The sequence below is a fragment of the Chryseobacterium sp. YR221 genome (assembly GCF_900176315.1).
Lineage (GTDB): Bacteria > Bacteroidota > Bacteroidia > Flavobacteriales > Weeksellaceae > Chryseobacterium > Chryseobacterium rhizosphaerae.
Map to the genome: position 1 here is coordinate 502688 of NZ_FWXM01000003.1, position 18646 is coordinate 521333.

The 18646-nt window shown below is 36.8% G+C and carries 17 protein-coding genes; 14 read left to right on the top strand and 3 right to left on the bottom strand.

Annotation, left to right across the window (positions count from 1 at the left end; translation table 11 throughout):
- Positions 1-106: 106 nt before the first annotated feature.
- Positions 107-2428, top strand: a complete 2322-nt coding sequence (locus tag B8967_RS11360) for a glucosamine-6-phosphate isomerase (protein ID WP_084086173.1) — start codon at positions 107-109, stop codon at positions 2426-2428.
- Between the two features lie 116 nt (positions 2429-2544).
- A complete protein-coding gene (locus tag B8967_RS11365; protein WP_084086174.1) occupies positions 2545-3636 on the top strand; it encodes a nucleotidyltransferase domain-containing protein in 1092 nt (363 codons plus the stop codon).
- A 254-nt stretch (positions 3637-3890) separates the two neighbouring features.
- On the opposite strand, the gene B8967_RS11370 is transcribed toward B8967_RS11365, so the two are convergent.
- Positions 3891-4238, bottom strand: coding sequence for a TfoX/Sxy family protein (locus B8967_RS11370; RefSeq protein ID WP_084086175.1), 348 nt, complete (start codon positions 4236-4238; stop codon positions 3891-3893).
- A gap of 166 nt (positions 4239-4404) precedes the next feature.
- Here B8967_RS11370 and B8967_RS11375 point away from each other — a divergent pair, with 166 nt between their 5' ends.
- The 4 genes from B8967_RS11375 to B8967_RS11390 all read left to right on the top strand — a co-directional run bounded on the left by B8967_RS11375 (position 4405) and on the right by B8967_RS11390 (position 9438).
- On the top strand, positions 4405-4920 hold the full coding sequence (locus B8967_RS11375) for a DUF2975 domain-containing protein (RefSeq protein ID WP_084086176.1): 516 nt from the start codon (positions 4405-4407) through the stop codon (positions 4918-4920).
- 1 nt (position 4921) lies between these two features.
- Positions 4922-5125: a helix-turn-helix domain-containing protein gene (locus tag B8967_RS11380; protein ID WP_047487719.1), complete on the top strand. Its 204-nt coding sequence runs from the start codon at positions 4922-4924 to the stop codon at positions 5123-5125.
- Between the two features lie 267 nt (positions 5126-5392).
- A complete protein-coding gene (locus B8967_RS11385) occupies positions 5393-6265 on the top strand; it encodes an ABC transporter ATP-binding protein (protein ID WP_047487716.1) in 873 nt (290 codons plus the stop codon).
- Positions 6266-6267: 2 nt separating this feature from the next.
- A complete protein-coding gene (locus B8967_RS11390) occupies positions 6268-9438 on the top strand; it encodes an ABC transporter permease/M1 family aminopeptidase (RefSeq protein ID WP_084086177.1) in 3171 nt (1056 codons plus the stop codon).
- 345 nt (positions 9439-9783) lie between these two features.
- Here the strand turns inward: B8967_RS11390 and B8967_RS11395 are convergent, their stop codons facing one another.
- Positions 9784-12045 (bottom strand): polyribonucleotide nucleotidyltransferase, encoded by a 2262-nt coding sequence (locus tag B8967_RS11395; protein WP_084086178.1) that lies wholly within the window; start codon positions 12043-12045, stop codon positions 9784-9786.
- Positions 12046-12259: 214 nt separating this feature from the next.
- On the opposite strand from B8967_RS11395, the gene B8967_RS11400 reads away from it, so the two are divergent.
- The 3 genes from B8967_RS11400 (at position 12260) to B8967_RS11410 (ending at position 15662) form a co-directional block, all read left to right on the top strand.
- Positions 12260-13474: a hypothetical protein gene (locus B8967_RS11400; protein ID WP_084086179.1), complete on the top strand. Its 1215-nt coding sequence runs from the start codon at positions 12260-12262 to the stop codon at positions 13472-13474.
- Between the two features lie 284 nt (positions 13475-13758).
- Entirely contained in the window at positions 13759-15180 is a 1422-nt protein-coding gene (locus tag B8967_RS11405; protein ID WP_047487703.1) for a sugar MFS transporter, read from the top strand.
- 122 nt (positions 15181-15302) lie between these two features.
- Entirely contained in the window at positions 15303-15662 is a 360-nt protein-coding gene (locus B8967_RS11410; RefSeq protein WP_084086180.1) for a DUF4260 domain-containing protein, read from the top strand.
- A gap of 782 nt (positions 15663-16444) precedes the next feature.
- Here the strand turns inward: B8967_RS11410 and rpsO are convergent.
- Positions 16445-16714 carry a 30S ribosomal protein S15 gene (rpsO, locus tag B8967_RS11415; protein WP_034704056.1) on the bottom strand — a complete coding sequence of 90 codons (270 nt, stop codon included), beginning with the start codon at positions 16712-16714 and terminating at the stop codon, positions 16445-16447.
- A 173-nt stretch (positions 16715-16887) separates the two neighbouring features.
- Here rpsO and B8967_RS11420 point away from each other — a divergent pair, with 173 nt between their 5' ends.
- From B8967_RS11420 to B8967_RS22495, 5 genes are all read left to right on the top strand, one after another.
- A complete protein-coding gene (locus tag B8967_RS11420; protein WP_084086181.1) occupies positions 16888-17436 on the top strand; it encodes a pyruvate decarboxylase in 549 nt (182 codons plus the stop codon).
- 270 nt (positions 17437-17706) lie between these two features.
- Entirely contained in the window at positions 17707-17850 is a 144-nt protein-coding gene (locus B8967_RS22485) for a bacteriocin-like protein (RefSeq protein WP_156126039.1), read from the top strand.
- A 35-nt stretch (positions 17851-17885) separates the two neighbouring features.
- On the top strand, positions 17886-18029 hold the full coding sequence (locus B8967_RS22490; RefSeq protein WP_156126038.1) for a bacteriocin-like protein: 144 nt from the start codon (positions 17886-17888) through the stop codon (positions 18027-18029).
- 177 nt (positions 18030-18206) lie between these two features.
- Positions 18207-18350 (top strand): bacteriocin-like protein, encoded by a 144-nt coding sequence (locus B8967_RS22775; protein ID WP_410493783.1) that lies wholly within the window; start codon positions 18207-18209, stop codon positions 18348-18350.
- A gap of 38 nt (positions 18351-18388) precedes the next feature.
- Positions 18389-18553, top strand: a complete 165-nt coding sequence (locus B8967_RS22495) for a hypothetical protein (RefSeq protein WP_156126037.1) — start codon at positions 18389-18391, stop codon at positions 18551-18553.
- The last annotated feature ends 93 nt before the right edge of the window (positions 18554-18646 follow it).

The following is an 18646-nucleotide window of genomic DNA, read 5'->3' on the forward strand; positions in this document are numbered from 1 at the left end:
AAATCAACAATTTATTGATAACTTTATGTATCGTTTTGCAGTCCTTTACGTTCTACATCTCGCGCAACCTAAGCTATTTTTAAAAACATGACAAAGAATTCACAGAATGGAAAACAAAAACTTCACCCCGGTAGAGCAATCTTTCTTAAATGATCTTTCAAAAAACAGTAAAACCAATATCCCTTATATTGCTGTTGACAATTTTCCTAATTTAGGAATGCTTACAGCCCTTCGATTCCTGGAATGGGCGGCTGAAAATCCCAATGGCGTCATCAGTCTTCCTACCGGAAAAACACCGGAATATTTTATTTACTGGACCAAGCATATTCTTGAAAACTGGGAAAATGAAAACATTATTGAACTTAGAAAAAAGCATCATTTGTCTGTCAGCCAAAAACCATCACTGGCGGAACTTCATTTTGTTCAGATCGATGAATTTTATCCTATAAAATCTTCCCAGGCCAACAGCTTTTATCACTATGTAAACAAATATTATATTGAAGGTCTTGGACTGAAAAGAGAAAATGCCCTTCTGATCAACTGTGATGAGATTCCTTTAGCTCACGGCAAAAGTTTTGAGGAAGTTTTCCCCAGTCATAAAGTAGATTTGGAACTGAGATACCGTGAGGCACAAAATCCTTTAGAAAAACTGCAAAAAGAATCTATTTTCCTAATTGACAACTGGTGTTCGGAATATGAACAAAAGATTCGTAAGCTGGGAGGTATTGGATTTTTTCTGGGAGGAATAGGTCCTGATGGACATATTGCCTTTAACATTAAAGGTTCTGACCCTTATTCAACAACCCGATTGACTTCAACCAATTTCGAAACACAGGCAGTTGCAGCCGGAGATCTTGGGGGAATTGAAATTTCCAGAGAACGGCTGGTTATCACCATTGGTCTGGAAACAATCACTTATAATAAAGATGCTGTAGCCATTATTTTCGCGGCAGGAGAAGCAAAAGCACCGATGATAAAAAATGCATTGGAACTTCCTCCTTCCAATTTATATCCGGCTTCTGTTCTTTCCTCTCTCCCGAATGGCAGATTTTATATTACATTAGGAGCTGCCAGTACATTGAATGACTTCATTGCCGATTATTATCAGTCCGGAAACTGGTCACAGGAAAAAACTGATAAATCAGTCATGATGCTGACTCAAAAGCTAAACAAATATGCTGAGCATCTTACCCTGGAAGATCTTCGGTCTGATCCGTATACCCAGTTAATTCCGGATCTTAATGAAGACACCGTTCAGTCAGTGATCACGTCCATTGAAAGTAAAATAAAAAAGGGAACAGAAGCCCTTACCCATGAAATTTTTTATCATACAGGTCCCCATCATGATGATATTTCTTTAGGACTTTTGCCTTATATCCATTATCAATCCAGAAATGAAACCAATGAATCTCATTACTCAGTCCTTACATCAGGCTTTACAGCAGTGACCAATAAATTCCTGACAGAAATTCTCATGGCTACCCTTCTCTTTACTGAAAAAGGAGAAATAGAAATGCTTAATTATCCGGATTTCTTTGAAGTTGGATATAAAAATAAAAAGGATAAAGATGTCTATCATTACCTTATCAATATTGCTTCTGAAAACGCTGACGAAAGGTCAAGGGCTGTATCTCACAGGATGGTAAGAAATATAGTTGAACTCTGGAATTTAAAAACAAAACAAGAACTGGAGGAGAAAATAATCGAAGTAATTGCTATCATCAACTCCAGCTATGATGGACAAAATCCGGAGCAAAAGATTCAGACACTGAAAGGAATGATTCGGGAATATGAAGAAGAATTAGTGTGGGCCCATTTCGGGGTAAGAACAAAAAACGTTCATCATTTAAGACTTGGATTTTATACAGGCGCTATTTTTACGGAGAAACCCAAAAGAGAAAGAGATGTATATCCTATATTGCAACAGCTGAAAACCATTAATCCTACCGTTATAAGTTTGGCATTCGATCCTGAAGGAAGTGGTCCTGACACCCATTATAAAGTTTTACAGGCAATTGCTGCTGCTGTAAGGGAGTGGAGTAAAGAAAAAGACCTTTCCCAACTCAAAATATGGGGCTATAGAAATGTTTGGTATCAGTTCAATGCAGCCGATGTCACCCATATTTTCCCGGTATCCCTTAATGCAATGAGTACAATGGATGAAAGTTTTACCAACAGCTATCTAAGCCAGGTAAACGCCTCCTTCCCAAGCTATAGATACAACGGAAAGTTCAGCCATCTTTCTATACAAACCTGGGTAGAACAGCTTCAGGCTGCTCAGTTAATTTTAGGAAAGCCTTATTTTTATGATAACGAAAGTCCACGTCTCCGGGCAACACATGGCCTTCTTTTCTTTAAAGAAATGAATGTGGAAGAATTTCTGCAATCTGCGCGTGAACTGGAGCAATCCACAGAAGGAGTATTTTAATAACCGCTTTTATAAATCGCTCTTCTACTTTCTGCAAAAAACACGAAGAAAGAGAGAATTAAATAAAAAAGAAATATAAATGGCACAAGGTTAATCCTCGTCCCAAAAGATAATCAATGACCATACAAGATCTAAAAACCAATAACCTCATTCTCTTTGAAGCTATCTCCGGAAGTCGTGCTTTCGGCCTGGCTACGGAAACCTCAGATACGGATATCCGTGGAGTATATTATTTACCGAAAGAAGATTTCTTTGGGCTAAACTATATTCCACAGATTTCCAATGAAACCAATGACATCACCTATTATGAACTCGGGAGATTTGTAGAATTGCTGCAGAAAAACAATCCTAATACCCTGGAAATTCTGGCAAGCCCGGAAGACTGTATCCTTTATAAGAACCCACTGATGGATCTGCTGAAAACAGAAGACTTTCTATCCAAACTATGCAAAGACACCTTTGCCGGATATGCTGTTTCACAGATTAAAAAAGCTAAAGGTCTCAACAAAAAGATTTTAAATCCTATAGATAAAGAAAGAAAATCTGTGATGGATTTCTGTTGTATCCTTGATGGACAAGGCTCTGTTCCTTTGAAGAAATGGCTGCATGAATTTCCATCACCTGGAGATGTCTCCGGAGGACAGACTGGTCTTTTACAGGAAAAGTGTGGATTGGTCAGTATTGATCATACCAAAGGAATACATGCCTTATTTTATGATGAATCAGGAACATTAGGATATAAGGGAATTATGCATCAGGAAGAAGCCAATCAGGTTTCCGTATCGTCTGTGCCGAAGGATGAAAAGCCAACCGCTTATCTCTTCTGCAATCTGGATGCTTATTCTACGTACTGTAAGGAGTACAGGGAATATTGGAAATGGGTTTCTGAACGTAATGAAGACCGCTATAACGTCAATCAAAATCATGGGCAGAATTATGACAGCAAAAACATGATGCATACCATCCGTTTGTTACAGTCGTGTGAACATATTTTTAAAACCAATACACTTCATATCCGCGTAGAAAACCGGGATGAATTATTGAATATCAAAGCAGGAAACCTATTATATGATATGGTTATACAAAAAGCAGAAGATCTGATAGAATCCATAGAACAGCATTACACCACATCCAGTCTCCCTGCTTCCCCCGATCTGGAAAAAACAACAGAGGTTTTAATAATGATCAGAGAGAAACTATATTCATAATGTGGAAAGGCAGAGATTAGAGACACGAGACGGAGAGACAGGAGACATAGAGACGGGAGATGTAGAGATAAGAGATGGGAGACCCATTTATCCTTAAATTTAGAACTCAATTGTTCATCACTTTTAGGGGGCCCTAACTCTCCCACTCTCAAATTCTCTCACTCTCACTCTCACTCTCACTCTCACTCTCACTCTCACTCTCACTCTCAAACTCTCCCACACCCAAGCCCTCCAACCTTAAGGCACACTTAACCTCACTTCTTCTTCTTCGAGGCTTTAGCGATTGTATTATAATCAAGACAGATTTTTATCCAATACTCAAAATCATCAGGTTTTTGAAAACCAATGGGTTCTACATAGCAGTAATCTTTGAGTTGTTTACCTCTCATAATCATGGGAAGAAAACCTTTTTTTTCCGAAACCTCATCTTCCAATTCAGGGTTATAGCGGCACATCAGGTTGTCATGGCTGATATTGATACACATCTTTCCATTGACAAGAAATGCTAATCCGCTGAACATTTTCTTTTCCTCAACTTCTATATCAGGAACCTTTGAAAGCCGTTCACGAACTCTGTCTGCCAGTTCAATATTGTAAGCCATAATTTTTTACTTTTTACTATTTAAAATTAAATAAAAACAGCATTCAATACCGTATTTTTTACTTCTATTTTATGGTAGACACTTTAAGAAATAAAATTTTATTTAAATTAATTATTGTTTTACGATAATTAATTATATATTTGTAATACTAATTAATGATCGTGTCATGAACCAGACCAAAATTATTTCAAGAATTTTATTTTATATCTGCGCTCTGCTTTCTGCCGGATATTTAATCACTTTTGTCTACTCCGTTCTATGTCTGGTAACAGGATTCTCTGTTACTCCTTATAAAGATGGACAATATCTTCATATCAATTATCCGTTTACCGAAAAACCCTTTCTGAATATTGAGAACAACTATCCGTATATCATCTTTTCTTTTCTAGCTGTTTTAATTTCCTACGGAATCTTTTTCTGGCTTTCCGCAAAAGTTTTCAAAGTGTTTTTTCAGCCCAAACTGTTTACAAAAGATCATATACAACAGCTTAAGAGATTTTACCTGTATAATATTTTCATCCCTCTCCCATTGGTAATTGCTGCCAGTTTCTTTGTGGAGGTAGAAAGTATAATCTGGGGACTGGTGTTTATTCACTTTATGCTAGGAATTTTCTGTCTGTTTCTTGCGAATATCTTTAAGCAAGGACTACATTTGCAAAACGAACAAGACCTATTTATTTAAAATGCCAATTATAGTCAACTTAGATGTCATGCTAGCCAAACGAAAAATGCAGAGTAAAGAATTGGCAGAAAAACTGGGAATCACTCCCGTAAACCTTTCTATCCTAAAAACAGGAAAGGCCAAAGGCGTGCGTTTCGATACCCTGGAAGCCATCTGTAAAATCCTAGAATGCCAGCCGGGAGATATTCTGGAATATAAGGACTAGGGTTTGAGTGAGAGAGTTTGAGGGTTGGAGTGAAAGAATTTGAGAGTGGGAGCTCCTACTATTGAGCTGCCAATCCAAGGTATAAGATAATCTCTAAGTCTCCTGTCTCTTGTCTCTATGTCTCTTGTCTCTTATCTCTTGTCTTTCCTCTCCTATCCCAAAATCTATCATTACTCTTAGCACAGTCTATAAATCATCATTATTTACCATTATTAAAAGCGGCCTGAAAAAAGACTGCCTATCATTCTATTACCCAAACACAACACTATGAATACTCTATCTATCAACAACCTTAGCCTTACTTACAAAAATGGGTTCCAGGCTATTAAGGACATCTCATTGGAGATCGGAAATGGGATGTTCGGTTTGCTAGGCCCAAACGGAGCCGGAAAATCGTCCTTAATGAAAACCATTGTAGGATTGCAGAAACCCAGTTCCGGAACCCTGTTTTTTAATGAAGTGAATATTGCTGAAAATCCCGGTTATATAAAACAAAACCTGGGATTTCTTCCTCAGGATTTTGGAGTATATCCTAAAGTCTCTGCTTATGATCTTCTGGAGCATATCGCAGTACTTAAAGGTATTACAGACAAAACGAAAGGTAAGACCCAGATTCTAAATCTGCTGGAAAAAGTAAATCTTTCGGATTTCCGGAACAAAGAAGTTCATACTTTTTCCGGTGGAATGAAGCAGCGTTTTGGAGTTGCCCAGGCTCTGTTGGGTGATCCTAAGATTATTATCGTAGATGAGCCCACTGCCGGTTTAGATCCTGAAGAACGAAACCGTTTCAATGCTTTACTAAACGACATCAGCCAGGAGGTCATCGTTATTCTGTCGACCCATCTGGTGGAAGATGTCAGAAATCTCTGTTCGGAGATGGCCGTGATGAACCACGGACAGATCCTTCGAAAAGGAAATCCCGGACAATTAATGGCAGCGCTGGAAAACAGAATCTGGTCAAAGCCCATTGATAAAAATGATCTTGAAACTTATGATGCCAGCTATGAGATCATCAGCAGGCAGCTGATAGAAAGGGAGCTTCATATCACTGTTTTTTCTGAAGAGTCTCCCAAAGATTTCAGTCCTGTTACTCCTTTACTTGAGCATGTTTACTTCCATACGCTAACCCAAAAACCTTAGTCATGAACAGCCTTTTTTTATTTGAAGCCAAGCGCAATATCAAGCACTGGCTTACATACCTTATTGCCTTAATCCTGGTCTTTATAGGTATTTTCTGTGGCAATCAGTTTAATCTTTCAGTAGGAGAAGGTATTTATCTCAATTCGCCTTATACGATTGGATTCATGTCCGGAATGCTGAGTCTTTCTATTATTTTCTTTGCCATCGTTTATGCATTACAGCTGCTTTTTAGAGATTGGGATACAAAATTCGACCTTGTCCTCTTTTCTTTCCCGATATCAAAATCCACCTATCTTAAGGGTAAATTTCTAACCTACTTTTTACAGACTTTTTTAAGTTTCGGTTTTCTAATGATCGGGTTCCTTACAGGTCAGATGCTGCGTACGGGAAGTGAAATGCAGAATGAATTCAATATAGGGTATTATCTCTACCCATTATTTATCTTCGGATTTATCAACAGTCTTCTGATATGCAGTTTTTTGTTTTTGATATCTCTTAGTCTCCGGAAAAAACTGATTGTTGTAATTGGAGGGCTGTTTCTGTACGTATTTTATATGATTGTTTTATTGTTTTCCAATTCACCATTTATGGCAGGAAGTATTCCCCAGTCTTTGGAAGCACAGCAGATTTCTGCATGGCTGGATCCGTTTGGCCTTTCCTCTTACTTTCTGGAAGCCCGGACCTTTACAGTCCGTCAGAAAAATATACAGTTGGTATCCTTTACGGGATATTTACTCCTCAACAGACTGTCATTTCTTATCATATCCATAGGTTTTCTATTTCTTAGCCTCAGGTTATTTTTTTTCTCAAAAATATCTAAGTACAAGACAAAAAAGACGGTCAGAGAGCCTGATTCGTCCCATAAGACATTAGCCTTACAATATTCTTCCGTTATGCCCAATTTTGGAAAAACAGCTTCTGTTAAGGCAACGTTGTCCTTTGCCCGGATTGATATAATTTATTTGTTTAAAAGCATAACCGTTCCGGCTGTATCCATCCTTTTGCTATTCTTTGTCGGGATGGAAATGTATGCCGAAATAGAGAAAGGAATACGCCTTCCCCAAAAATATGCCGGTTCCGGGCTTATGGCCACTACCATTTCAGAGAACTTTCCGCTGTTCGGACTGCTTATTTCTGCCTATTTTATTAATGATCTTTACTGGAGAAGCCGTTCCTCATGGTTCTTTTTGATTGAAAACACTACTTTTTATTCCAAAAATAAGCTGCTGGGACATCTTCTTTCCATCAGTTTTTTGTTAGTTTTCTTTACAGGAATTTTGATCGTTCAGGGAATCATTTTTCAGGCCACCTATCAGTATTTCCATATCGACTGGCATGCTTATCTACCGGTCTTCCTTTTCAATACAGTTCCCCTAATTCTTTTTTCCTGCCTTATTCTGCTTATTAATGACAGCATCAGGAATAAATTTGTAGCGTTGGGAATATCTGTACTTATGGTTTTCATATTGGCAGGTCCTGTTTCCGGAAAAATACTGACCTACCCTCTTTTCAGAATATTTTCAGATTTTAAAGGTACTTACAGTGATTTCAATGGCTATGGAATTTATGAATTAGCTTTTGCACAAAGGCTTTTATTCGGAATGGGTGTAATGGCTACCTTATGGATGCTCAATCAGTGGATTCAATTGAAAAAAACAGTACCCAGCCAGATCGTTTTCACTTCTATTGTCCTTTTCTCAGGAATATATGCAGGGACCTATTTTATAAAGGGCTATCTTCCCAAAGAGAAGGATAAAGAAATTTCAAACTCGGTACAGTATGAAAAAAATTTCAACAAGTATGAACATCTTCCGCAGCCTGATATCACGGATATTACTACGGAAATCCAACTGCATCCCTCAAAAAATTCATATCAGATCATTGGAAAATACATTCTAAAAAACCAAACCAACCAGCCTATCAGCAAAGTACTGATTAATTTCAATCATGATTTAAAACTGGAAAATGTAGTTTTAAAATCAGGTTCTGAAGCTATGAAAATCACTGAAAATAATACTGAAATAATACTGAGACAGACCATGCAGCCTAATGATACAGCAGTTCTTGATTTTACACTGTCTTACCAATGGGTAGCCGTCAATGGTCATCAGTCATTCAATGCGATTATAGAAAATGGTTCATTCATGAGGATCAGCAGATATTTCCCGTCGGTAGGCTATCAGAAAGATAATGAAATTGAAGATCTGAAAATACGGCAAGACAACCATCTTGGGAAACTGGCTGCATTGAAAAATCCGGAAGCTCCGGGTGTATCCAAAAAAGATTTTATCAATCTGGACATGACCGTTTCTACGGAGAAGGATCAAACCGCTATAGGAACCGGAGATTTGGTAAAGAAATGGGCAAAAGCAGGCCGTAATTATTTTCAATATAAAGCAGAAAACATTCCTTTCAGGTTTGCTGTTTCTTCAGCAGAATATCAGATAAAAAGTATCCATTACAAAGGAATTAGTATCAATATTTTTTATCATCCGAAACATTTTGAAAATGTAGATCATCTTCTGAAAAACAGTATAATTACTTTGGATTACTGTCAGCAGAATTTTGGAAAGTATCCTTTTAAAACCATCAATTTTGCAGAAGTTTCTTCTTTTACCAGGGGGTTTGCTGCTACAGCCTATCCATCTGCTGTTTTTATGCCTGAGGATATGGTTTTTCACGCCAATATCCACGCTGACCAGCATCAGGATGTTATCAATGAACTTGCAGGACACGAACTTTCCCATCTGTGGTGGGGAAACAGCCAGATCAATCCTGATGACAGAGAAGGTGCTGTCATGCTTACTGAAACTCTTGCCATGTACACCGAAATGATGCTCTACAAAAAAATGCATGGTAAAGCAGAGATGATGAAAAGGATCCATGTTCATCAGCAGATCTATGATAATGAAAAAGGACTGTCTGAAAATATCCCCATCTATAAAGCGACCGGAGATGCAGCTCACATATCTTATTCTAAAGGTGCAGTTGCCATGGTAAAGCTAAGTGATCTGATAGGTGAAGAAAAGGTGAATGCAGCCCTACACAACTTTTTAAAAAATAACAGCTATCCTAAAAAACCTACTTCAATGGATCTTATCAATGAGTTTTATAAAGTAGCCCCCAATGAACATTTGAAAAAACAGATTGATCTATTATTTAAAACTATATAAAAAACAACAGTACGCTGGAATTCTCTTTCAATAATATATCTTAACTAATCTTTGGTGATGCGAGGAATCTAACGGTTGGGTACACTACACAAAGACGCAAGGAATATAGGATAAAAGACTGTTTTAAGACGCAATGATTTTATCTGCGATAAAATTGAATACTGTTACAAATTATTTATTTATGCATTCAAATGCAGCATATTAGCTGTAAACATTCCATATTCTTCCGCCTTAAAAATTTGCAGCATACACTGAATTCCAATAAACACAGCAGGTATAACAATGTCTATACAAAACAAAAGATCCCTCAAATTGAGGGATCTTTTTATATCTAAGAAATATATCTTAAGCTTCTGTTGAAGGAGTCTGGTTTTCTACAGGTGCATCACCTTGTGGTCTTCCTTGTCCTTCTGGTCTTGGTCTTCCTTCCGGTCTACCTTGCCCCTCAGGTCTGCCTTGTCCTTCCGGTCTTGGTTTACCCTCTGGTCTTGCAGGTCTTGGTAAAAGAACTTTACGGGAAAGTTTCATTTTCTTACGGTCATCATACCCCATAAATTTCACTTCCACTTCATCTCCTTCTGCATATGGAACTTTGTCTAAACGAGCCCATTCGATTTCAGAAATGTGAAGAAGACCTTCTGTACCTTTCGCAATAGCTACGAAAGCACCGAAATCCATTACTTTTACTACTTTTCCATTGTATACTTCACCTACAACCGGTACGAAAGTAATTTCGTTGATCTTAGCCACAGCAGCATTGATTTTCTCTCTGTCTGTTCCTGCAATCTCGATACGTCCGATTTCTCCTACTTCTTCAATAGCGATAACCGTATCCGTATCTTTCTGCATTTGCTGAATGATTTTTCCTCCAGGCCCGATTACAGCACCAATGAAGTCTTTAGAGATCTCCATTACCACCATTTTCGGAGCGTGTGGTTTCACATCTGCTCTTGGCTCAGAAATAGTTTCAGTGATTTTATTTAAGATATGTAATCTTCCATCTTTAGCCTGCATCAAAGCTTTTTCCATGATATCCATAGAAAGACCCTGAATTTTGATATCCATCTGACAAGCAGTGATACCGTCTGCAGTACCTGTTACTTTGAAGTCCATATCTCCCAGGTGATCTTCATCTCCTAAGATATCAGAAAGTACAGTAAATTTACCTGATTTTGCATCTGTGATCAATCCCATTGCAATACCGGAAACAGGTTTTGTAATCTTTACCCCTGCATCCATTAATGCCAATGTTCCTGCACAAACTGTTGCCATTGAAGACGAACCGTTTGATTCTAAGATATCAGAAACAATTCTGATGGTATATGGATTTTCTTCAGGAATAACTGCCTGTAATGCTCTTTGAGCAAGGTTACCGTGTCCTACTTCTCTTCTTGAAGTTCCTCTTAAAGGTCTTGCTTCTCCTGTAGAGAATGGAGGGAAGTTATAATGTAAAAAGAATTTTTCGTCGTGTTGCGTGATTACGCTGTCTACCATGTTTGCATCTTTTACAGAACCTAACGTTACTGCTGTTAAAGACTGAGTTTCACCTCTTGTAAACACTGCAGAACCATGAGCTCCCGGAAGGTAGTCAATTTCTGACCAGATCGGACGGATCGTCTGAGGATCACGACCGTCAAGACGGATATTGTCTTCAAGGATCATCTGACGCATCGCTTCTTTCTCTACGTCATGATAATATACTTTTACGAAAGGAGTTACTCTTTCTAATTCTTCTGCATCATCTGCATATTGAGCAAGGAATTCTTCACGAAGTGCTTTGAATTTTTCTCCTCTCTCTTCTTTACCAGATGGAGTTCTTGCCACCTCATATACTTTATCGTAAGTTTCTTTCCAAACTTTTTCACGAATTTCTTCATCGTGATTTTCGTGAGAATATTCTCTTTTTGGGAAAGCTTTTCCTACTTTTTCTGCTAATCTTTCCTGAGCTTCAATTTGCTTTTTAATTTCAGCATGACCAAAATTAATAGCTTCTAACATTTCCTGCTCAGAAATTTCCTTCATCTCCCCTTCTACCATTACGATTGAATCTTTTGTAGCTCCAACCATGATATCCAATTCAGAACTCTTCAGTTCTTCATAACTTGGGTTGATAGAAAGTTTTCCGTCGAATCTTACCACTCTTACTTCAGACATAGGTCCGTTGAAAGGAATATCAGTAATAGCAATAGCTGCAGAAGCTGCTAAACCAGCTAAATCATCAGGAATAGTTTTTCCATCATAAGAAATTAAAGAAATCATTACCTGAACTTCAGCGTGGAAATCTTCAGGGAAAAGCGGACGTAGTACTCTGTCTACTAAACGCATTGTTAAAATTTCCTGATCTGAAGGTCTTGCTTCTCTACGGAAGAAATTTCCAGGAATTCTTCCACCTGCATAGAATTTTTCTCTATAATCTACTGTTAATGGTAAAAAATCTACACCAGGATTTGCTTCTTTATTGGCTACAACAGTTGCTAAAAGCATTGTTCCACCCATTTTTACTACCACAGATCCATCAGCCTGCTTAGCCAATTTCCCTGTTTCAATAGTGATTTCTCTGCCATCAGCAAGAGTAATCAGCTCTGTAAACGCTTGAGGTATACTCATAAATTTGTCTTCTTAATACTCCGTATTGAGTATGAATTAATATTTAAACTCTTTAAATTTTCGTCTGCAAAGGTACTATATAATAATGAAATATTAAATTTTCAAATGAATAAATAACACGTCAAGTCTTGACGTTGTGACTAATTACTTTTGCTTCAGACTTAAAAATTCCTGTTGGAATCTTATCTGTTATATTAACCTTAAAAACAAAATTATGATTTTTACTGATGTATTTTTCTCGGCAAGCAATTCTAATACTGACAATCTGGTACAGTTGGTGGACAGCCAGACCAATGAAGATGTTAATTTCAAACGCATCACCTCATGGATAGATGGAACTGCAATGGATGACACCAAGCTAGACCATATTATCTATAGAAAGAAAATGGTTGGCGGAAATCCTTTTTATTATGTAAGAACTGACGTGACAGCAGGAGATCTGGATGTGAGAATATTTGGAGTAAAAGCTGATGATATCAACGATGACACCTCTGCATTACAGGCAGCCTTCAATGCGGCATGCAAATTGGGACTTAATATTATCCTTCCTGCCGGAATCATGAAAACAACACAGGGACTTCTCTTAGATTTTTCGTGGCAGGGAACAGTTAAAAACCGTATCCAGATTATTGGGAAAGGACTAGGGAATTCGGTTATTAAAAATTACGGACCTACCTCTGTTGCATTATTCATCAAAGGGCCTTCCGATCCTTCTAATCCACCTTATTTTTCTGTCAGCGACCTTACCATCACGAAACCAGCAGGAGAAAGCCTTTATGGAGTTGGGTTGCTGATTGAGGAATTTGTGGGTGGAAATGTTAACAATATTGAGATTTCATTGTTTGATATCGGTTTCCAATTAGTTAATGTCTGCAATGCCCAGATTTCTTTTTTAATTTCTAAATACTGTAATTATGGGATGTACAATGAGAGAACGAAAAACCCTGAAGGATTCACTTATCCCAATCTGCTTAATTTCCGTAATTGTTCTTTTTTAATTAATAATAAGTTTGGAGCTGTCATTATTTCTGGACATGCAGTAAAATTTGATTCCTGTGGTTTTGAAAGTAATTTCGGAGTAGGTCTTCAATTTACATTTGCTGGTTATAATGGCCGTGAAGCCCTAAGTTTGATTAATAATTACTTTGAAGGCAACACCAACCACGATATCTATTTTGAGACTTCTTCAATGACCGCTTTATCATTAATTTCCAATACGTTTAATAAAAGCATCATAGGTCGGGTAAGTGATGTGGTTGTAAATAATTTATCTAATGACCAGGTACACATGAGCTCATTAAGTAATTCTTTCGGTCATTCTGCCACCTATATTCCCTCTGCATCTTCCAAAAATATTTTATACATGGGAGATCCGTCAAAATTCTATTTACTCAATAACGATATGCATCAGTCAAGTTTAGAAAGCTAATTGATCCTTTATCAATCATAGTAAACAGCCTCTCTGGGGGCTGTTTTTTTTATTTTGTATAGGATTCTTTAATTTTTTATTGTCCCAAAAAAAGAAAATAGTATTTTTATCGTTCCTAAAGTATATATCTCATTATAAAAAATAGTAAAATCATTGCAGAAATATAGGCTGATCCCTATATTTGCCCTACTTCACAAAAATTAAAATGCTGTAGGCAAAAAACAAGGATCAATCCTTTCCAAATGACAGAGCTTCAAAGCTCTTTCTATATTAAATAAATGTTTATGAATAATAAAGAAGTACAACTACAAAGCAGGAATTATACGGTTCCGTTGATTACCATCACCCTGCTTTTTTTTATGTGGGGATTCATTACCTGTATGAATGATATCCTGATTCCCTATCTGAAACAACTTTTTAAACTTACCTTTTTCGAGTCCATGCTGGTACAGTTCTGTTTCTTCGGAGCTTACTTTATCGGATCACTGATTTATTTTCTGATTTCTATCTACAAAGGAGATCCTATTAATAAAGCAGGGTATAAAAAAGGAATCCTATTCGGTATTTTCCTTGCGGCTTTCGGATGTATATTATTTTATCCGGCGGCTACTTTTTCTTATTATCCCTTGTTTTTGGGGGCTTTATTTATCCTGGGATTAGGATTTACTGTATTACAAATCACGGCCAATGCTTATGTTTCTTTACTTGGTAGTGAAGAATCGGCATCCAGCCGTCTGAATATGACTCAGGCATTCAATGCCTTCGGGACAACAATTGCTCCTGTGTTAGGAGGACACTTGATATTTGAATTTTTCTCTGCAGCGGATGGTTCGTTCAGTGCAGTGGCAACAAGAATTCCTTATCTGATCTTTGCAGGTATCCTTTTACTTGTTGCTTTACTTATTTCAAGAGTGAAATTACCTTCTTTCCAGACCCAGGAGGAAGAAATTGAAAAAGGGCTGGGAGCTCTCCAGTTTAACCATTTGAAGTTTGGAGTTTTTGCCATGTTCTGCTATGTAGGAGGTGAAGTTGCCGTAGGAAGTTTTATCATCAGCTTTTTGGAACAGCCTCAGATTATGGGCTTCAATGAGATCATCAGTAAAAATTATCTCTCTCTTTATTGGGGAGGTGCTATGATTGGCCGTTTCCTGGGGGCTATTTCTTTAAACCAATCCTTAAGTCAGGGGAAAAAAGCCATCTATATGCTTGGGGCAGCAGGAGCTGTTTTCCTTGTTATTTTCAGTATTGTGGATCTTAGCTTTTCCCAGATCAGCTTTTTCCTGGTATTTATCGTACTTAATTTTATAGCTTTCTTTATTGGTAAATCAGCTCCGGCAAGAACACTATCTATTTTTGCGGCTATCAACGTAGTATTGCTTATTTCTGCCATGGTAAATCATGGTGAAATGGCCATGTACAGTATCTTAGGAATTGGTATCTTCAATTCCATTATGTTCTCCAATATTTACACATTGGCTATTTCCGGATTAGGAAAATACACCAGTCAGGGATCATCTCTTGTTGTAATGGCCATCTTAGGGGGCGCTATTGTTCCTATTTTCCAGGGATATCTTGCAGATCAATTCGGGGTGCAGCATTCATTTATTATTCCTGTATTCTGCTATCTGGTGATCCTGATCTTTGGTGCTTATTGTACTAAATTTTTAGGACACGTAGAAACCACTGAAGCTAAATCCGGTCATTAAAGATTAATTATTTTCAACTATAAAAGCGAAATATCCTGGGATATTTCGCTTTATTTTTGGTTCAATCTCAGCGTGTAACGTTCTTCAGAAAAAGGATACCTATCTTAGTATATTTTACTTCCATGAAAATACAGTTAAAGCTTGAAAATATGGCATTTTTAGTATTAGGAATACTTGCTTTTGCCCGAACAGAATATTCCTGGTGGTGGTTTATAGGATTATTTCTGGCCCCGGATATTTCTATGCTGGGATATGCTGTAAACAATAAAGTTGGCGCCTTTTTCTACAATCTGTTCCATCATTTGGGTATTGCTATTATGGTATATCTGGTAGGAACAGCATTAGCACTTCCCTATTTGCAGATGATTGGAGCTATTTTATTTTCACATTCTGCCCTCGACAGGGTATTAGGCTATGGATTGAAATATCCGGATAGTTTTCAGAATACACATTTGGGAAAAATCGGGAAGAAATCTGACTAAAGGTTAATTTTTAGGACTCCTTCGTAATATTCATCGTGATATCCATAAAAATCATAGATTTTGAAAAACCTAAGTATACCTCGTATGCACAAAGATTGTCACTTAAAATAAACTTAAGTGTTTAAAAATTCTGTGCCTTTTGGCGACGTCAAATCTTTGATTTGTGGTTAAAGCCTAATCTTTGTCATTCCGCAGGAATCTAAATGATGTAAAGAAAAATACGATGTAGAGATTCCTACGGAATGACCAACAGACTGTTGAATAACTTTAGGATAAAAAAGTGGTAGTGTTGACCACCCCGTCAAAAATTCTTTGAATTTTCGCCACCCCTCCGGAGGAGGGGAATGTTACCTCTTCCATTGTAATATCGGTGAAAATCGCGGATTTTCAAAACTTAGGTGTACTTCTTATGCATAAAGATTGTCACTTAAAATAAACTTAAGTGTTTAAAAATTCTGTGCTTTTGGCGACGTCAAATCTTTGATTTGTGGTTAAAGCCTAACCTTTGGCATTCCGCAGAAATCTAAATGATGTAAAGAAAAATACGATGTAGAGATTCCTACGGAATGACCAACAGACTGTTGAATAACTTTAGGATAAAAATGGTAGTGTTGACCACCCCGTCAAAAATTCTTTGAATTTTCACCACCCCTCCGGAGGAGGGGAATTCTTACCTCTACTCATGTGTTTTGCAGGATTATTCTTTCAATACATTTTTTGACACCAAACAAAAAAAAGCAACCTCTTTCGAAGTTGCTTTTTTTGTTGAAAATCTTTACAGATTATTTTCTTAAACCTAGTTCAGCAATGATAGCTCTGTATCTTGTAATATCTTTTTTCTTAAGATAATCCAATAAGCTTTTTCTTTTACCTACCAATTTCACCAAAGATCTTTCAGTATTGAAGTCATGACGATTAGCCTTCAAATGCTGAGATAAGTGATTGATTCTAAATGTAAAAAGAGCTACTTGTCCTTCAGCGCTTCCTGTGTCTTGTGCAGATTTTCCATGTTTTGCGAAAATTTCTGCTTTTTTTTCTGTTGTTAAGTACATTCCAATATTGTTTAATGATTATTATGTAACGGGTGCAAAATTACGACTATTTTTTGATTCTGCAAACATTATTGATTTCATAAATCAAAATTGATAGAAAAAAATGTTAAAAATTTCTTAATAAATTATACGGAATCCAACGAAAAGGCAGTAATTTTGCATTCGAATTACAAATGAGAAAAATTATACTTCTTACAACGGTTACTACTTTCTTATTAATTGGCATTATTTCAGTACAAGCACAGAAAAATGCTGATGATAAAATAAAGAAAGTTCTTTACTTCAATCCCGAGGTAGAGCCTGATATTGATGAAATAAAAGAGCCTACCAATAATGCCTTCTTTGATGTTGTTTCCGACAGTTTCAGCGGAAGAAGAAATAAAATGCTCAGAGCAGAGGTTCAGATTCCTTTTGATAGTATCGATAAACAGACGATCATGGATTATTGCGTCAATAATGATGCAGATTTTGCCATTATTTCTAAGGTAAGATATTTCAAAGTAGGTATTGGAAAATATGTTTTCTCTAATCAGGTAGTGGTCAGTATGAAACTTTTTGCATCCGATGGAAATCTGATTACGGAGAGTGACTATGATACCTACCGAAAAAATATGCGTCTGCTGGGGTCTACTGTAAATTCTGTAAAGATAGGAACAGAAGGTGCTATAAGAGACATTCTTAAGAAACTAAGAAAACTGAAACCGACTGAAGCGGAGCTTTAGTGCAACAGTAGAAATAAAATTCCTGTAAGCACATCATTGATTGCCTATTTCATACTTCTTACTTATCAAAACTTTCCCTTTCTCCGATCTTTCCTCAGGATCAGGAGCAAATTTCAACAATATATGCAGACCCCTAATTTCAAGAGGGTCTTTTTTATGCAGAAATAAAAAAAATACAACAACACACTGATTACCAGTAAAATATTTTCACCATTTGATGAATAATTTAAAATTTTTTACTATTTTAGTCTGACATAAAATCTAAATCATATGAAAAATCTAAAAAAACTTAGTAGAGAAGCCGCTAAGCAGATTAACGGCGGAGCTATCAGAAGATGTAGCAATACAGTACCTTGTACTATCGGATGGTGTTGTGACGGTGTTTGTACACCCATTATGTGTCCTATCGAATAAGATTCAGTTCAGAAGCACATTAAAACCTAGCCTATATGAAAAATCTAAAAAAGCTTAGCAGAGAAACCGCTAAGCAGATTAACGGCGGAGCCACCGAAAGATGTAGCGAACACAACCCATGTTCTGTAGGATGGTGTTGTAACGGGATCTGTTCACCACACATCTGTATAGAGTTTTAAGATAGTATTGAATACCATTCCATAGAACTGCATTTTGACACCTGTTTTACGGGTGTCTTTTTTATGCACAAATGGAAAATATAAAATAAAACCCTGATTTTCAGTAAAATATTTTCACTAAATGATGAATAATTAGAAAAAAAATATTATTTTAGTTACACATTAAAACTAAATCATATGAAAAATTTAAAGAAACTTAGTAGGGAAGCTACAAAGCAAATCAAGGGTGGAGATCTGAAAAAATGTACAGAACACTCACAATGTATTTTTGGGATGTGCTGCAAAGGAGTTTGTATGGAACATATATGTTTTGAAGATTAAAAAAGGACTTTTATCCTTAATTATTAAAATCAATACCCATGAAAACTCAAAATTTAAAAAAGCTGAGCAGAAAGGAACAAACAGAGATCAATGGCAGTGGAATCATCAAAAAATGCAGTGACAGTTCACAATGTGATCCGTTTCAATGTTGTACAGGTGGGGTCTGTCTGTTTTCACCTACTCCGGAATGTGAACCAATTTGATTCAACAATATTGGAATTTAAAATTTAATTTTTTGACATCTGCCCCAGGCAGGTGTTTTTTTATAAAGCTATATTTTAACCAGGTTCAAATAC

Coding starts and splice junctions, on each gene's coding strand:
- B8967_RS11360 (WP_084086173.1), top strand. CDS start 107: ATGGAAAACAAAAACTTCACCCCGGTAGAGCAATCTTTCTTAAATGAT.
- B8967_RS11365 (WP_084086174.1), top strand. CDS start 2,545: ATGACCATACAAGATCTAAAAACCAATAACCTCATTCTCTTTGAAGCT.
- B8967_RS11370 (WP_084086175.1), bottom strand. CDS start 4,238: ATGGCTTACAATATTGAACTGGCAGACAGAGTTCGTGAACGGCTTTCA.
- B8967_RS11375 (WP_084086176.1), top strand. CDS start 4,405: ATGAACCAGACCAAAATTATTTCAAGAATTTTATTTTATATCTGCGCT.
- B8967_RS11380 (WP_047487719.1), top strand. CDS start 4,922: ATGCCAATTATAGTCAACTTAGATGTCATGCTAGCCAAACGAAAAATG.
- B8967_RS11385 (WP_047487716.1), top strand. CDS start 5,393: ATGAATACTCTATCTATCAACAACCTTAGCCTTACTTACAAAAATGGG.
- B8967_RS11390 (WP_084086177.1), top strand. CDS start 6,268: ATGAACAGCCTTTTTTTATTTGAAGCCAAGCGCAATATCAAGCACTGG.
- B8967_RS11395 (WP_084086178.1), bottom strand. CDS start 12,045: ATGAGTATACCTCAAGCGTTTACAGAGCTGATTACTCTTGCTGATGGC.
- B8967_RS11400 (WP_084086179.1), top strand. CDS start 12,260: ATGATTTTTACTGATGTATTTTTCTCGGCAAGCAATTCTAATACTGAC.
- B8967_RS11405 (WP_047487703.1), top strand. CDS start 13,759: ATGAATAATAAAGAAGTACAACTACAAAGCAGGAATTATACGGTTCCG.
- B8967_RS11410 (WP_084086180.1), top strand. CDS start 15,303: ATGAAAATACAGTTAAAGCTTGAAAATATGGCATTTTTAGTATTAGGA.
- rpsO (WP_034704056.1), bottom strand. CDS start 16,714: ATGTACTTAACAACAGAAAAAAAAGCAGAAATTTTCGCAAAACATGGA.
- B8967_RS11420 (WP_084086181.1), top strand. CDS start 16,888: ATGAGAAAAATTATACTTCTTACAACGGTTACTACTTTCTTATTAATT.
- B8967_RS22485 (WP_156126039.1), top strand. CDS start 17,707: ATGAAAAATCTAAAAAAACTTAGTAGAGAAGCCGCTAAGCAGATTAAC.
- B8967_RS22490 (WP_156126038.1), top strand. CDS start 17,886: ATGAAAAATCTAAAAAAGCTTAGCAGAGAAACCGCTAAGCAGATTAAC.
- B8967_RS22775 (WP_410493783.1), top strand. CDS start 18,207: ATGAAAAATTTAAAGAAACTTAGTAGGGAAGCTACAAAGCAAATCAAG.
- B8967_RS22495 (WP_156126037.1), top strand. CDS start 18,389: ATGAAAACTCAAAATTTAAAAAAGCTGAGCAGAAAGGAACAAACAGAG.